The sequence below is a fragment of the Nannocystis sp. RBIL2 genome (genome assembly GCF_026626745.1).
In the GTDB taxonomy this organism is placed as follows: Bacteria; Myxococcota_A; Polyangia; order Nannocystales; family Nannocystaceae; genus Nannocystis.
The window spans coordinates 1,276,444-1,291,294 of sequence record NZ_JAPNJW010000001.1 but is presented as its reverse complement, the minus strand read 5'-3'; the positions used below and the strand labels follow the sequence as shown (position 1 = coordinate 1,291,294).

Sequence of the window (14,851 nt, the reverse complement as noted above, 5' to 3'; positions counted from 1 at the left end):
GCGCCCGTCTCACTGGACCGTGAAGGTCGGCGAGGTGCCCGAGATCGGGGTGAAGGTGCCGAGCAGCGACTTGGCGTCGCCGTTGTAGACGATCCTGTAGGTGCCGGGGACGACGGCGTCGGGGAGCTTCCACTCGACGTCGACCTCGGAGGTCGGGCTCAGCGGGCCGCCGGTGCGGCGCCAGCGGAACCGCGTCTCGGGGTCCCAGTCGCGAGCGACGACCTTCCACGTGCCGCCGTCGTCGCGCTGGACCTCGAGGTAGCCGGTGCCAGTGCGCAGGTCGTTGCGAGGGTGCGCGCCGCGGAAGGTCACCTTGACCAGGTCGCCGGGTCCGGCGCTGGCCGGCGGGGGCGTGACGACGTCGCCGAACTTCTCGGAGAAGCACAGGATCGCGTCGAGCAGGGCGCACGGCGAGTCGGCGACGACGCCGGGGACGTTGAGGATCTGGTCGTCGCTGAGGTCGAGCGGGGTCGCCTTGTGCGGCGCCTGGACGCCGTCGCGCAGCGCCTCGGCGACCTGCGAGAACTCCTGCTGCCAGGCGGCCAGGGTCCACGGGCCGAACTGCGTGAAGGCGCCCTCGTAGTGCTGGATCGAGTACTCCTCGCGGGTGGTGACGTAGCTCGAGTAGCCGTTCGAGAGGCCGGCGATCACTGCCCGCGTGACACCGGTGTCCGCGAGCGTGGCGAGGACGGTGTTGCGCAGGCGGCGGCCGGAGATCGTGGTGACCTCGAACGGCGCGGGGAGGATGGCGAGGCCGCCGAGGCGCAGCACCTGGGCCGGCAAGATCGTCGGTGACCACGGATACGGGAGCATGCGCCCGACGGGCAGCAGGATGGTCTTCTCCTCGTGGCACGCCTGGTCCTCGGGCACGAGGGTGACCTTGGGCAGGTCGCCGTAGACGATGCCCTCTTCGATGAAGGCGACCGCGACGCCGTCCTCGGCGCCGGCGGCGATCGAGAAGCCGATCGCGGCGTGGCAGGTGGTGTGCTCGTCCTCGCCGGTGAACTCGGGGCCGACGGTGACGTTCTCCATGTCGACGAAGGCGAGCCGCCCGGCGGCCGGTCCGCGCAGGTGCTCGCCGGCCTCGTCGAACAGCTCGAGGGCGCGCTCGTACTGCCAGGTGCCGTGGACGACGGCGTTGCCGAGGTCGTCGCAGTCGGGGTCAGGGCTGTCGTCGCACGGGCGCACTACGGTGTTCTTCGGCTCGCCGACGATGACCTCGCTTGGCGAGACGTCGCCGGCGTCGCTCTGGGCGAAGGCGGCGACGAACGGGCTCGGCGCGGTGTAGTCGGCGCCGAAGTGCTTCTCCATGAAGTAGGAGGCGAGGCCCTTGTGATCGCCGCTGACGAGGCGGTTCTGGTTCGAGACGCTGGTGGCGTGGCTCGAGAACCAGGTGAGCATGCCGATCGGCTGGCCGTCGAGCTCGCCCTCGCCGGTGCGCTCAAATCGCAGCACGGTCATCGCAGTGTTGGTGTCGCGCATCATCTCGGCCTCGTGGGCGGCGCGCTCGGGATCGGGGTTCTCGGCGTAGGCCTGCGGGCTGCGGTTCCAGTTGGCGTCCTGCAGCGGGCCCTGGGCGATCTTGACGACGCCGTGATCGAGGCCGGCGTCGGCGGCGACGATCGCGTCGACGATGCCGGCGACGATGACCTCGAAGTTGTCGGGGTCGTAGCCGCCGACGGCCAGGTTGAACATGGTGTAGTGCGAGAAGCCGCCGAGACCCGAGTGCGTGTGCGTGGCCGAGAGCGCGATGTTGTCGAAGTCGTAGCGGTCGGCGCCGAGCTTCTCCTTGAGCCGCTTGACGACCTCGAGGTGGACGCCCTGGAACACCTGGCCGAGGTCGGCGCTGACGAAGGCGATCCGGGTGCCGCTACACGGGTGCTCGACGACGAAGGCGCGCGCCCACAGCCGCGTGCTGATGCCCTCGGCCTTCTGCTCCGGCATCGAGTAGCCCATCATCACCAGCTCGGCGGAGGGGCCGGTGATGTCGCGGATCGCCGCGCCGACGCGGTAATGCGGCGATTGGTCGCAGGTGACCTCGCCGCCGGTGGTGGTGTCGCCGCCGGTCGGCGAGGTGGCGGTGCCCGTCGAGGCGCTGTCGCTGTCGCTGCCGCCGCTGGTGGTCGGCGGAGTCGCGGTGTCGCTCTGGCTGTCCGAAGAGACAGTCGTGGAGGAGGTCGGCGCGGTCGTGGAGGTGCTGGTGTCGGTGGCCGATGCCCCGGTGGAGGTGCCAGTGTCGTCGCCGCAGGCGGCGAGCGCGAGGAAGGCGGGCAAGGCGAGGGCAGGACGACGCATCCCGCCATGGTACAGCGCGCCCGGGGCGGCGCCGAGTGAGGTCCCGCGGCCTCGGCCGACCTCAGGCCAGCTCGGGCCACGGGCTGGCCAGCTCGGGCAGCACGACGCCGCCCTTGCCGGCCTGGGCCCGCGCATAGGCGATGGCCTCGGACCATGTCCCGCAGACCAGATAAGGGCACGGCATCGGCCGGATCAGGAAGATCGCCGCCAGGGCGAAGCGAAAGCCGGTCGACTGGCTGATCATGGCGACGCCCATGCAGTAGCGGCGGGTAGACTCCTCGGTGTCCTTGATCCATTTGCCCATCCGATCGGTGTGCGCCGCACCGCGGGCGTAGCGGCGCATCCAGACGATGCTGACGTAGGGCTGTTGGCGGGCGTGGATCTCGGACATGCGGTCGATGTACTGCTCGACCTCGTCCAGACTCTGCTCGCCGTCGAACCGGGACAGGGCGAGCGGCACGTGCGAGAGGTCGAGGGTGATCGCCATGACGACTGCCCACATTGTACGCGGGAGGAGCCGGGCGCGCCCGCGATCGCGGCGGCTCGTGCAGTCGCAGCGGTGCGAATGTTTTGCCTCGCGCGAGCTCTGACGGACTTCCGTCCGCGGGGCGTGTGCTCGCGTCGGGGCTTTGAGGATGGTCCGGCGCAGGGTCCGTGGCAGCGTTCGCTCCAGCGCCGATGCGGACCGGAGTTGCGCCGCGCAGGCGACGCTGGGGCGTTGCCCGGGATCGCGGCGCGGTGTTCGGAGATCTGCGGAGGTGTTTTTCCCAATTGCCGCAGTCGCCGATGCGGAGGGGACGGGCATCGAGCTTGTCGATGGGACATGTCTTGAGAGACAGATGATGTGAGCGCCGCGCTCGCTGAGCTCTTCGGTGGATGAGGTCGAGCAGGGCCGGGTTCCGGCCGGCATGATGGGCGCGGGTTCGTCGGTGGCGGGCACCTACGCGACCTGACCGAACAGACAGCCGGCGAGGCCGCCGGGTGCGGTGGGCGCGGCGGCTCGCGGCGCGCTCACGTCGCGGCGCGCGAAGAAGGATGCAGCAGAGGTTCGTGGGGCTCTCCGGCGAGCTCGACCGTGGCGGCGCGGCCGGACGAGGAAAACGCCGCGGCCGCTGGCGCAACCGGGCGATGGCGTCCATGTACTCGGCGGAGGCCCGCGATGGAGAATTCGAGCTCATGCGTGCGAGGCGCAGACACGGTCTGCGCGCAAAATGTCGGGCAGCGCGAGCGCGCTGCCTCGCTGCTGGCAGGGGCCTGGATGGTCGCGTGGGGGCTGGTGCGGGCGCGCCGATGGCCGCTTTCGCTGGTCGTTGCGCTGGCCGGAGGCTCGTTGATGCGCCGCGGCGTGACCGGTCAGAGCGTGTTCTACCGGGCGATGCAGATCGACACCGAGCGCCGCGGCGCGCCGTATCCCGGCGTCGATCCAGGCCGCGCCGTGGTGGCCGAGGCGGCGGTGACGATCGAGCGGCCCGCCGGCGAGGTGTATTCGTTCTGGCGCCGCTTCCAGAACCTGCCGCAATTCATGGCCGACGTGAGCCGGGTGTCCCGGCTCGACCGCGGCGGCTGGAGCTGGCTGGCCGAGGGGCCGTTCGGACGACCCGTCGAGGTCGCGGTCGAGGTGACGCAGGACATCGAGCGTCAGCGGATCGCGTGGCGCTCGCGTGAGGGTGCCGCGCGGCCCTGCGAGGGCTGCGTGGAGTTCCGCGCGTCGGCGTCTGGCGGCACCGAGGTGTGGGTGCGGCTGTATCAGGAGCCGGTGGCCGGCGAGCTCGGGGCATGGGTCGCGCGCTTCATCGGTCGTGACCCCCAGCGCGCGCTGGGCCGCGACCTCGCGCGACTGAAGCAGATCCTCGAGTGGCGCAGCGATCGCGCGAGCGAGCAGACCGATGTCGGCGAGGGGACGGGCGAGTGGAAGTCCGAGGAGCCCGCGCTCGCGCAGTCGCGCCAGCGGGTCGACGAGGAGCGCCGCGCGTCGTTCCAGGACCGCGTCGACTTCGAGTCCGACGAGTCGTTCCCGGCCAGCGATCCGCCGGCACGGTACTGAAGTAGTGACTTCCCGGCCGGATGACGGCCGACTCGCCGAGGTCGAGACGCATGTTGCGTCTCGACCTTCGGCGTTCGTGGCTTCGTGCGCTGCGTCCGTGGACGGGTGTGATGCCTCGGAGCTGAGAGTGGAGGTAGTTGGTTTGTGTCCGAGAGGACATGGCTGAAAAGACATGATGGACGCGTGCGATGGGTGGGCTTGCGGACCCTTCGCCGTCCCGGATGGAGCCGCGCGAGGTCGAGCTTCCGCTATGCGACCGGTGCCTCGGCGGCGTCGTGGGCCGACTCGCCCATCGCGGTCCCGTGACAGTGCTCCTCGTACGCCCCCGCCTGGAGGCGAGCGAGACGGTGGTCGGTTCGGAACAGCGGTTTCTCGCGGACGGGATCATGGAGTCACCGGCCGCGTGCGGCAGGCCGGGCGCGGGGGCGCGCGCCGAAGTGCAGTGATTGAGCCGACCGGTCGGCGAGGGCCGACTCGGAGCTGTGATGATTGCGATGAGTCGCGAATTTTTGATGCACTGTGCTTGACAGGGCCGTCGCGTGACTGGTAGTGTTGCGGGCATTCATGAGGTAGGCGCCATGCGTTCCGTCCACGACATCCTTCCCTGCACGATCCCCCAGAATCCCACAGCCGAACCGATGATGCCGGCGGTGGAGCTCTCGGCGGGTCTTGCAGCCGATCGGCAGGCCGGTCGCGCGGGATGGCATGGACGCGGTTTCCAGCGCTTCCTCGCGAATCTGGCCTGAAGCGCCGCTGCTGCGCGGTCGCGTCCGAAAACGAGAACAAGCCCGAGGCATCGGTCGGCGTGCCGACCGCGCTCCGCCGTCGCGGTAGGGATGTTCGAAGCGCTCGACGAGTCGCCCGATTGTGGGTGACGCGGCGAATGCCATGACATGTCCGTTCGGGCATGTCGGCAATGCGTTCGGGCGAATGATCGGTCGCTGCGAATCGACGGATCGTCGGCGGGCTTCGGTCGTTCGCCGGCGCGGGTGCAGGGCGGTGCGGTGACGCATCGGACAATGGGGTCGTAGCTCAGTCGGGAGAGCGCCTGCTTCGCACGCAGGAGGTCGTCGGTTCGAGTCCGACCTTCTCCATCGAGACATCGTGTTTGTTCCGGGCTTGTAGCTCAGCCGGGAGAGCGCCGCGCTGGCAGCGCGGAGGTCGCGGGTTCGAACCCCGCCTTGTCCACTGAGGAGGTGAGTATGCGAACGATCGAGGCCAACTTGAACGACCGGACTCTGGATCATTGCATCCGGATCCCCTTGACCACGCATCGGCTCGGCGAGCTGTGCATCCGCGCGGGCGACCGCGTCCGTCTGACGGGCGAGGACATGGAGGTCGAGGCGAGGGTCGAGTTCCGCGCGAGCGAGGTGGTGGCCGTGCCGACGTGGAGCACGCTCATCTACGTCGATTGAGATCCACGCGGGTGAGAGACGAGCGGTGAGAGGGGGAGGAGAGCCATGCAGTCGCTGATCAAAAACCACTACGACACCTTGTGTACCCGCCCGGAGCGGGGCCCCGATTTCTACCTGGCGCGGCATCTTCGTCGGAGAGCGCTGCGCAAGGGTGACGGGCGTCTGGGCCGGTTCCGGGACATGAGCAAGTTCGTCAAGGCGTCCGTCGCCGACGTGATTCGAGGCCGGCTCGACCCGTGCTTCACGCGAGAGTTCCGCTTCTACGAGTGGAACGTGCTGATCTTCTGCGCGTACTGCAACGCGCGGTTGACCCGGCGCAGCGTGACGCGGGACCACGTGATCCCGCGCTCGCGCGGCGGGAGCAACGAGCCGGACAACCTGGTGCCGTGCTGCCGGCCGTGCAACGCGCGCAAGAGCAACAAGCCGCTGTGGAAGTTCTTGCTCGAGCGCGAGCTGCAGGTGGCGTGAATGAGCCGCGAGGGTGAGCGGGCGGAGGCGATGCTTCCGCCCGCTCTTGTTTTGATGATGAGGGAGCGCGTACGACCTTGGGGGTGGCGCGCTCGCGGGCGAAGGTTGCCGCGAGGCTCGGGCTGGGCGCGAGGGCTTCGCCGCGTTCAGGCCGCGCGGGCTTCCTCCTCCTCGGCCGGCGCGCCGGACGTGGGCACGGCGAGGTCGGTCATGGCGCGGGCCAGCAGGCCGTCGCGCTCGGTGGGGTGATTGCGCAGCCACTCGAGCGCGGCCGCGCGGCCCTGGCCGACCCGGATGTCGCCGAGCGAGAACCAGCTGCCCGCCTTGGTGACGATGTTGCGGCCCAGGGCCCAGTCGAGGATCTCGGCGTCACGGTCGATGCCGGTCCCGAACGCGATCTCGAACTGCGCCTCGGTAAAGGGCGGCGCGCACTTGTTCTTGACCACCTTGACGCGGCAGCGGTTGGCGACCGCGTCCTCGCCGTCGCGCACCGTGGCGATCCGGCGGATGTCGAGGCGGACGCTGGCGAAGTACTTGAGGGCGTTGCCGCCGGTGGTCGTCTCCGGAGAGCCGAAGGTGACGCCGATCTTGTGGCGCAGCTGGTTGATGAAGACGACGAGGGTGTTGGTGGTGAAGGCGATGCCCGCGATTTTCCTCATTGCCTGGCTCATGAGGCGGGCCTGCAGGCCGAGGTGCTGGTCGCCCATGTCGCCCTCGAGCTCGGCGCGCGGGATGAGGGCGGCGACGGAGTCGATGACGATGAGGCCCATGCCGCCGGTGCGCGCGAGGGTGTCGACGATGTCGAGCGCCTGCTCGCCGCAGTCGGGCTGCGAGATGAGCAGGTCCTCCAGGCGCACGCCGAGGCGCTGGGCATACTTGACGTCGAGCGCGTGCTCGGCGTCGATGAAGGCGCAGGCGAGCTTCTGCCGCTGGGCCTCGGCGATCGCGTGCAGCATGAGGGTCGTCTTGCCCGACGACTCGGGGCCGTAGATCTCGACGATGCGACCGCGCGGCAGGCCGCCGATGCCCAGGGCGCGATCGAGGTTGAGGGAGCCGGTCGACACGACCTCGAAGGACTGACGGTCGCCGGGGTCGCCGCCCAGAGCCATGATGGCGCCCTTGCCGAAGCGCTGGACGATGCTGTCGATGGCTTTCTGCAGGGTGACGCGGTGTTCGTGGACGACGAGGGGAGTGGCGGAATTTCGTTGGCTTGCCATGCCGCTCGTCCTTGCGGGCGACATGCCCACGCTCGCTCGCAAGAGTTGCGAGCACTTGAGGTCATGGCCTCCGGGACATGGCCCATCGGTTGGACAGTCGCGGGCGCCGCTGTCCCGCGGGCTGGCCGGGCTAATTTACGGTTTTTGTCCGTGGGTTGACGCGCCGGTTCTCGGGCGATCTTCGCGGCGACTTTCCTGAGCTGTCCGAAAGGTCTGGCGCGGATCGCGGTTGGTAGTTTCAGGTCGGGGATTGTCCCCGCAGGTCTCCGTCCGGTCCGCGGCCCCGGGTCAGTGCAAACCGCGGAGGAACCGTGTCTACCCGGGTCCCGGAGCCCCCAGAACGTCACTGGCAGGCGGCGTGCAGGCCGGCCGGGAAGGAGGTCGCGATGCCCAGGATTTCACCGCCTTTTCGCGTGTTCTTCGATTGTGTGCGACAACCGGACGGCCCTGTTGGGTGTTGCAACGCCCGAAGGGTGGGTTCCCAGCCGGGGCCCCGGTGTGCCATAAACGGCAGAGCCGAGGGCGAAGCCCTCGTGGTGAGTTGCCCGACCCCCCAGTTCCCCATCGCGTGAGCGACTCGACGCACAGCACTCGACCCACCACCTTGCGGTCCCCCACTCCGAGCACGCGCCCGGGTCGCGCGGCGTGTTCCGGTTTTCCCTCGAGGAGAGACGACAGATGAATCGCTTTTCAATCCGACTCGGAGCTGCCCTGGTCGCTGGGCTCGTAGCGACGCCCGCGCTCGCGGCTCAGCCGGCCGGCGACGCCGCGGCACCCGCAGCCGAGCCCGCGGCGACCCCGGCGCCGACGCCCGAAGGGCCCTCGGCGGGTGCTTCGATCTCGGCCGACACGTCGGGCGTGAAGACCGATGCCAAGGCGAGCGGCGGGGCGAGCGGGAAGAAGGCGAAGAAGTCGGGCGACAAGTGTCAGAACGACACCAGCGTCAAGTGGATCAGACGCTGTCGGCCCGAGCGCAACATGTTCGAGCTGGGCATCTTCGGCGGCATCTTCATGCCGGGCGGCTCGGCGCACGAGTTGTTCGACCCGGTCCGCCAGCTGCAGTCGCTGCAGTCGGGCGGCGAGGAGTTCTGGAAGCCGTACCGCAAGGTAGCGCCCGAGATCGGGGCCCGCTTCGCGTACTACCCGCTCAGCTTCCTCGGCGGTGAGATCGAGGGCGGCGTCATGCCGACTCACATCACCAACACCGATTCGCCGGACACGCGGGCGATCCTCTTCAACTTCCGCGCGCACGTGATCGGCCAGATCCCGTTCTGGCGCATCACTCCGTTCGTCCTCGTCGGCGGCGGCGCGATCGGGACGACCGGCGCGCTCGGCAACGACATCGACGAGTCGACGCACTACGGCGGCGGCGTCAAGTACTACATCTCGCATTACGCGATGCTGCGCCTCGACGTCCGCAACGTCGTCGCGGCCCGCCTCCGCGTCGACAACGGCGCGGTCATCTACCCCGAGGTGCTGCTCGGCCTGTCGCTGACGCTGAACCGCAAGAAGAAGGCGCCGGCGGCCGAGAAGGACAGCGACGGCGACGGCTTCCTCGACAACGCCGACTCCTGTCCGTTCGAGCCGGGCATCGCCCCCGACGGCTGTCCTGAGCGCGACCGCGACGGCGACGGCTTCATGGACAGCCAGGACGCGTGCCCGGATGTCCCCGGCGTTGCGCCCGACGGCTGCCCGCTCAAGGACCGCGACGGCGACGGCTTCCTCGACATCGTCGACAAGTGCCCCGACGATCCGGGCGTCGAGCCGGATGGCTGCCCGATCCCGGACACCGACGGCGACGGCATCCTCGATCCCGACGACAAGTGCCCGACGCAGCCGGAGACCCGCAACGGCTACCAGGACGAGGACGGCTGCCCGGACGAGATCCCGACGGCCCTCGCGAAGTTCACCGGCACGATCAAGGGCATCTACTTCGACCTCGACAAGGCGACCATCAAGCCGAAGTCGCGGCCGGTCCTCGACCGCGCGGTCGCGGTGCTCAAGGAGTTCCCGTCGATCCGCATCGAGATCTCGGGTCACACCGACAGCACCGGCTCGCCCGAGTACAACAAGACGCTCTCGGGCAAGCGCGCCGCGGCCGTCAAGGAGTACCTGGTCGAGCACGGCATCGACAACGCCCGCATCGAGTCGCGCGGCGCGGGTATGGACGAGCCGGTCGACACCAACAAGACCGCGGCCGGTCGCGCCAAGAACCGCCGCATCGAGTTCACGATCCTCGTGCAGTGATCGTGATCCGCCGGCCCTCGGTCGGCGGGGAGGAGAAGGCCGCCCCGAGCTCGCTCGCGGCGGCCTTCGCCGTTGTTCGGGCCGACGTCGCGGTGAGCGGGGCGGAGCGAGTCGTCCCGAGCACGCGACGCGACGCTGCTCGCGGACGCCGCTCGTCACAGCGCAGTGACACTGCGAGCGAGGCTCGCGGCCACGTGCGCGCGTCGAGCTGCGCTGCGGAGGTCTTCGCGTCGCTGCCGACCCGAGGGCAGCGACGCGCGCGGCGACGCAGAGAGCCTCGCTCGCGGCGCGGTGGCGCGCTCGTGCGGCAACTTGTCGCGTTGGCGACGCTTCGGTACGATTCGCGGCCCTGGCCCCCTCCGCGACAAGCTCCGCGGGCCGACAAGGAGTGCGAACATGACCCTGAAGACCGTCCTGAGAATCACCCGCAACGTCGGACTGTGCGCCGCGGTGGCGCTGGTCGCCTGCGACAGCGGCCAGAAGGCCGAGGAGAAGAAGGTCGAGGAGAAGAAGGTCGAGGCCAAGGCCGACGACGCGAAGGCGGCAGCGGACGCGAAGGCGGCAGCGGACGCGAAGGCAGCGGCGGACGCGAAGGCGGCCGAGGACGCGAAGGCAGCGGCGGACGCGAAGGCGGCCGAGGACGCGAAGGCGGCCGAGGGCACGCCGCCCGCAGGCGACGCGAAGGCGCCGGAGGGCGACGCGAAGGCTCCCGAGGGCGACGTGAAGGCGCCCGCGACCGACGCGAAGAAGACCGAGCCGAAGAAGACCGAGCCGAAGAAGGCGGAGGACACCTCGGCGAAGATCGACGCGAAGGCGATCTACGACGCCAAGTGCAAGGTCTGCCACGCGATCGACGGCAAGGGCGCCGAGGTGCAGAAGAAGAACAACATCCCGGACATGTCCGCGAAGGACTGGCAGGGCAAGCACAGCAAGGCCGCGGTGGTCAAGGCGATCGCCGACGGCGTCGACGGCACCAAGATGAAGGCGTTCAAGGAGAAGCTGTCGAAGGAAGAGATCGACGCGGTCGCCGCCTACGTCAAGAAGATGTAGTCGAGGCGCGCTCGGCATGGCGCTCGGGGCATGTCCCGGGCGCCATGTTCGCGAAGGCATGGTGATTCGGCCATGTCGCAGAGGACAGGCGATGGGACAATCGGCCCGCGCGATGACGCCGTCGCTGGATGAGAGCTCGGCGCTCAGGCGGTGATCCGCGGCAGGCGCAGGCTGAAGCGGACGCCGAGGCCGGCGTTGTCGGCGTCGATGCTGCCGCCGTGCTGGTCGGCGACGCGGGCGGCGATGGCCAGGCCGAGGCCGGTGCCCTGGGCGTCGCCGCTGTAAAAGGGCGTGAACAGCTGCTTGCGCTCGCTCTCGGTCAACGGCGGGCCGTCGTTGTCGAGGACGAGGAGGGCGTGATCGCCTTCGATGCGCGCGGCGATCCGCAGGCGCCCGGGACGCCCCGTCGAGGCGATCGCGCGCAGGGCGTTGACCGCGACGTGGAGGCCGAGGCTGGCCAGCTGATCGCGGTCGCCGCGGATGTCGACGGGCGCTTCGGGCAGGTCGAGCTCGACCTCGACGCGCTTGCCCCGGGCCTCGGCGACGCACAGCTCGGCGACCTGCTCGGCGACGCGACGCAGATCGAGGGCGACGAGCTCGCTCGGGCTCGGGCGGGCGAACGATAGGTAGCGCTCGGCGAGGCGCGAGAGGCGGCCGAGCTCGGCGACGTGGATGTCCCACATGTGCCGCTCCTCGGCGTCGGGCGGGATGAGCGGACCGACGACCTCGGCGGTGCCGGCGAGGGCGTGCAGGGGGTTCTTGATCTCGTGGGCGAGGCCCGCGACGACCTCGCCGAGGGCCGAGAGGCGACCGGCACGCACGAGCTCGCGGGTGAGCCGCTGCTGGTCGGCGAGGGCCCGCTGGAGCTCGCGCCGGCGGCTGCGTTCGCGGTCGGCCAAGAGGCCAGCGGTCGCGCCGACGAGGTTGTAGAGCAGCACCTCGAGCGCCTTGTCGACGCCGCCGCCGGGATCGTGGTGGTGCCCCGGCGACAGCGAGAAGGCGTGCGGCAGGTAGACCAGCGAGGACACTGCGGCCGCGAGCAAGCCGCCGCGCAGGCCGTGGTCGAAGGCGGCCAGCACGATCGGCAGATAGTACATGCGCCGCAGCACGTCGTGGGCCCAGTCGTGCTCCATGCCGGTGCCGTAGTGCAGGGCAGTGAACGCGGCGATCGGCAGCCACACGCGCACGAAGGCGCGCGGCGAGAGCATGGATGGCTCTTCGGGAATGTCGCTCAGGACATGTCCTGAAGTACCGAATCGATCGGGCATGTCCGATCGGTCGCGCGCCGCGGGGGGCGAATCGGGGGCGCGAGAGGTGGACGGGGTGCTCACGCGTTCTCGGTGTCCCCCGGGCCGGGCGGGGAAGTCAATATCCGGCGCGCCAGGCGGCGAGCGGGCGGCGCTCGGTGAGCGACCCGACGCGTGCGGCCGGCGGGACCCTTGAGGCCGCGGTGCGGGCGCGCAGGGCTGGTCCTCGCGGCCCTGCGAAACCGGCGGACTCCGGGCAGGCGCCAGGAGGACGAGGGGCGCTCGCGCGTCGACGGGCAAGCGCGCAGGAGGTCGCACGTGAGCGGCCGCGCGAGGGCGGGCGGTCCCCGGCGGGGTCGGCTAGGCTGCGGGCGACATGTCGGGAGAGGCGCTGCTCTTCATCGAGGACGACGACTCGGGCCGCGAGCTCGGGCTGTTCAACCTGCGCAAGGCTGGTTACGCGGTCGACGGGGCGCGCGACGGGGCCGAGGGGCTGCGGCGATTCGACCCCGAGCGGCACGCGGTGGTCATCACCGACGTCAAGATGCCGAACGTCGGCGGGCTCGAGGTGCTGCGGGAGATCCGCGCCCGCTCGCCCGAGACGCCGGTGCTGGTGATCACGGCCTACGGCGACGTCGATCTGGCGGTCGCGGCGATGAAGGCGGGCGCGTTCGACTTCATCGGCAAGCCGTTTCATCGCGAGCACCTGCTGCTCACGGTGGCCAAGGCGCTCGAGCGCGGGCGCATGCGGGCCGAGCTGCTCCGCCTGCAGCGCCAGGTCGCGGGGGTGGAGCGGCCGATCGTGGGTCACTCGCCGGCGATGGCGCGCGCGCTCGACCTCGCCGATCGCGTGGCCCGGGCCGCGGCGCCGGTGCTCGTGACCGGCGAGAGCGGGACGGGCAAGGAGCTCATCGCTCGCCGGGTCCACGCCCGCAGCCCGCGGCACGCGGGTCCGTTCGTGGCGGTCAATTGCGCGGCGATCCCGGCCGAGCTGCTCGAGTCGGAGCTGTTCGGCCACGTGCGCGGGGCCTTCAGCGGGGCCGTGCGCGATCGCCCGGGCCGGTTCCGTCAGGCCGACGGCGGCACGCTGTTCCTCGACGAGGTGGCCGAGCTGCCGGCGCCGCTGCAGGCCAAGCTGCTGCGCGTGCTGCAGGAGCGGGTGGTCGACGTGGTCGGCAGCGACGTGCCAGTGCCGGTCGACGTGCGCGTGATCGCGGCGACCAACCGCGACCCGGGCGATCTGCGCGGGGACCTGCTGTACCGCCTGCGGGTGGTGGAGATCGAGCTGCCGCCGCTGCGCGAGCGCGTGGAGGACATCCCGCAGCTGGTGCGCCACTTCGTGGCCCGCTTCGCCGGTGGGCGCGACGTCGAGATCCCGGAGGATGTGCTTGCGGACATGTCCTCGCGGACATGGCCCGGGAACGTGCGCGAGCTCGAGAACGCGTGCGAGCGGGCGGTGATCCTGTGCTCGGGCGAGGTGCTGCAGGTAGAGGACCTGCCGCCGCGGACGGCCGCGGCGCCGGCGGTGGCGGCCGGCGGCGACGAGTGGCTGCCGGCGCTGCCGGAGGACGGGCTGTCGCTGGTCGATCTCGAGAAGCGGGTGATCGAGCGCGTGCTGGCGCTGAAGCGCGGCAACATCACGCAGGCCGCCGCGTATCTGCGGGTGCCGCGGCACGTGCTGTCGTACCGGATGGAGAAGTACGGGCTGCGCCGCGGCAGTTAGGCGTCATGGACATGTCCGCGGTGACATGTCCTCGTGGACATGTGCGGCGTGGCTCGACGGGCGGGCGGCTGGCCCGAGCGCGCCCGGTCGGACCTGGCGTGAAAGGGTCGAGAGAACAGGTGTCCGTCCACGTGTTCGTGGCGATGGCCGCGCCGGGATCTCGACGCCTGCGTCGCTGCGCCGCGCGGTCGAGGCCGGCAGGGGGTCAGCGGAGAGTCGGTGATCACGAGCACGTGCGCGAGGCGTCGTGACCGCGAGAGGACGCGGCAGCGCGGGCGTGGGTGGTCGATTTGCTGCGGCGACGACGGTGACCCGCGACGCGTCGGCGCGAGGCTAGCTCACGGCGGTCCCGCACGCGCGACGGCATGCGCGCGAAATGCGCGAAGGCGCGCGGCGTGCTACGTTCCGCCGCATGAGCTCGATGATCATCGGGATCGCCGGCGGCAGCGGATCGGGCAAGACGACCGTGGCGCGCAAGATCGGCGACTCTCTTCCGCCCGAAGGCGTCACGATCATCGAGCACGACGCCTATTACCGCGACCGCGCCGACCTCTCGTACGAGGACCGCTGTCACATCAACTTCGACCACCCCGAGTCGCTCGAGACGGAACTGCTGGTCGAGCACATCATCGCGCTCAAGGCCGGGCGCCGCGTGGCGGTGCCGGCGTATGACTTCAAGACGCACCGCCGGCTGCCCGAGCCGCGGTGGGTCGAGTCGACGCCGGTGGTGATCGTCGAGGGCATCATGGTGCTGGTCGACCAGCGCCTGCGGACGGAGCTCGACATCAAGCTGTTCGTCGACACCGACCCCGACATCCGCATCTTCCGCCGGATCCGCCGCGACATCGAGCAGCGCGGGCGCACCTTCGAGGCCGTGCGCGAGCAGTACTATCGCCACGTGCGACCGATGCACCTGCAATTCGTCGAGCCGTCGAAGCGCCGCGCGGACCTCATCATCCCCGAGGGCGGCGACAACCGCGTCGCGCTCGACCTGGTGGTGTCGAAGCTGCGCAGCGTGATCGAGCAGAGCCGCCGCGACGCGCGATAATCGAGGCCGCGAGGCGCGAAAATCGACGCCAGGTGAACGCCGTTCGCCAGCAGAGCATCGGTCGACGGGGTCGTCGGCGCTGTGCCATCCTGCTCAG

General features: G+C 70.3%; 12 protein-coding genes and 2 tRNA genes. 10 read left to right on the top strand and 4 right to left on the bottom strand.

Annotated features, from left to right (window positions below; genetic code table 11):
* Nucleotides 1-9: 9 nt before the first annotated feature.
* Both OV090_RS05110 and OV090_RS05105 read right to left on the bottom strand, forming a co-directional pair.
* The gene (locus OV090_RS05110) at nucleotides 10-2,295 is read right to left on the bottom strand and encodes a neutral/alkaline ceramidase (RefSeq protein WP_267702339.1); all 2,286 of its coding nucleotides are present in this window, start codon (nucleotides 2,293-2,295) and stop codon (nucleotides 10-12) included.
* Nucleotides 2,296-2,356: 61 nt separating this feature from the next.
* Entirely contained in the window at nucleotides 2,357-2,782 is a 426-nt protein-coding gene (locus OV090_RS05105; RefSeq protein ID WP_267702338.1) for a hypothetical protein, read from the bottom strand.
* 672 nt (nucleotides 2,783-3,454) lie between these two features.
* On the opposite strand from OV090_RS05105, the gene OV090_RS05100 reads away from it, so the two are divergent.
* From OV090_RS05100 to OV090_RS05075, 6 genes are all read left to right on the top strand, one after another.
* Nucleotides 3,455-4,339, top strand: coding sequence for an SRPBCC family protein (locus OV090_RS05100; RefSeq protein ID WP_267702337.1), 885 nt, complete (start codon nucleotides 3,455-3,457; stop codon nucleotides 4,337-4,339).
* Between the two features lie 578 nt (nucleotides 4,340-4,917).
* Nucleotides 4,918-5,085 carry a hypothetical protein gene (locus tag OV090_RS05095; protein ID WP_267702336.1) on the top strand — a complete coding sequence of 56 codons (168 nt, stop codon included), beginning with the start codon at nucleotides 4,918-4,920 and terminating at the stop codon, nucleotides 5,083-5,085.
* Between the two features lie 275 nt (nucleotides 5,086-5,360).
* Nucleotides 5,361-5,433 (top strand) — tRNA-Ala (locus OV090_RS05090).
* Between the two features lie 21 nt (nucleotides 5,434-5,454).
* Nucleotides 5,455-5,527: transfer RNA gene (locus tag OV090_RS05085), tRNA-Ala, on the top strand.
* A gap of 14 nt (nucleotides 5,528-5,541) precedes the next feature.
* Nucleotides 5,542-5,754, top strand: coding sequence for a hypothetical protein (locus tag OV090_RS05080; RefSeq protein ID WP_267702335.1), 213 nt, complete (start codon nucleotides 5,542-5,544; stop codon nucleotides 5,752-5,754).
* 45 nt (nucleotides 5,755-5,799) lie between these two features.
* Nucleotides 5,800-6,222 carry an HNH endonuclease gene (locus OV090_RS05075; RefSeq protein ID WP_267702334.1) on the top strand — a complete coding sequence of 141 codons (423 nt, stop codon included), beginning with the start codon at nucleotides 5,800-5,802 and terminating at the stop codon, nucleotides 6,220-6,222.
* Between the two features lie 146 nt (nucleotides 6,223-6,368).
* Here the strand turns inward: OV090_RS05075 and recA are convergent, their stop codons facing one another.
* Nucleotides 6,369-7,439, bottom strand: a complete 1,071-nt coding sequence (gene recA, locus OV090_RS05070) for a recombinase RecA (RefSeq protein WP_267702333.1) — start codon at nucleotides 7,437-7,439, stop codon at nucleotides 6,369-6,371.
* 858 nt (nucleotides 7,440-8,297) lie between these two features.
* On the opposite strand from recA, the gene OV090_RS50480 reads away from it, so the two are divergent.
* Both OV090_RS50480 and OV090_RS05060 read left to right on the top strand, forming a co-directional pair.
* Entirely contained in the window at nucleotides 8,298-9,686 is a 1,389-nt protein-coding gene (locus tag OV090_RS50480; RefSeq protein WP_267702332.1) for an OmpA family protein, read from the top strand.
* Between the two features lie 396 nt (nucleotides 9,687-10,082).
* On the top strand, nucleotides 10,083-10,736 hold the full coding sequence (locus OV090_RS05060; protein WP_267702331.1) for a cytochrome c: 654 nt from the start codon (nucleotides 10,083-10,085) through the stop codon (nucleotides 10,734-10,736).
* Nucleotides 10,737-10,879: 143 nt separating this feature from the next.
* On the opposite strand, the gene OV090_RS05055 is transcribed toward OV090_RS05060, so the two are convergent.
* The gene (locus tag OV090_RS05055; protein ID WP_267702330.1) at nucleotides 10,880-12,004 is read right to left on the bottom strand and encodes an ATP-binding protein; all 1,125 of its coding nucleotides are present in this window, start codon (nucleotides 12,002-12,004) and stop codon (nucleotides 10,880-10,882) included.
* Nucleotides 12,005-12,359: 355 nt separating this feature from the next.
* Between OV090_RS05055 and OV090_RS05050 the strand changes: the two genes are divergently transcribed.
* Both OV090_RS05050 and udk read left to right on the top strand, forming a co-directional pair.
* On the top strand, nucleotides 12,360-13,706 hold the full coding sequence (locus tag OV090_RS05050; RefSeq protein WP_267702329.1) for a sigma-54 dependent transcriptional regulator: 1,347 nt from the start codon (nucleotides 12,360-12,362) through the stop codon (nucleotides 13,704-13,706).
* Between the two features lie 412 nt (nucleotides 13,707-14,118).
* A complete protein-coding gene (gene udk / locus OV090_RS05045) occupies nucleotides 14,119-14,754 on the top strand; it encodes a uridine kinase (RefSeq protein WP_267702328.1) in 636 nt (211 codons plus the stop codon).
* Nucleotides 14,755-14,851 lie beyond the last annotated feature (97 nt).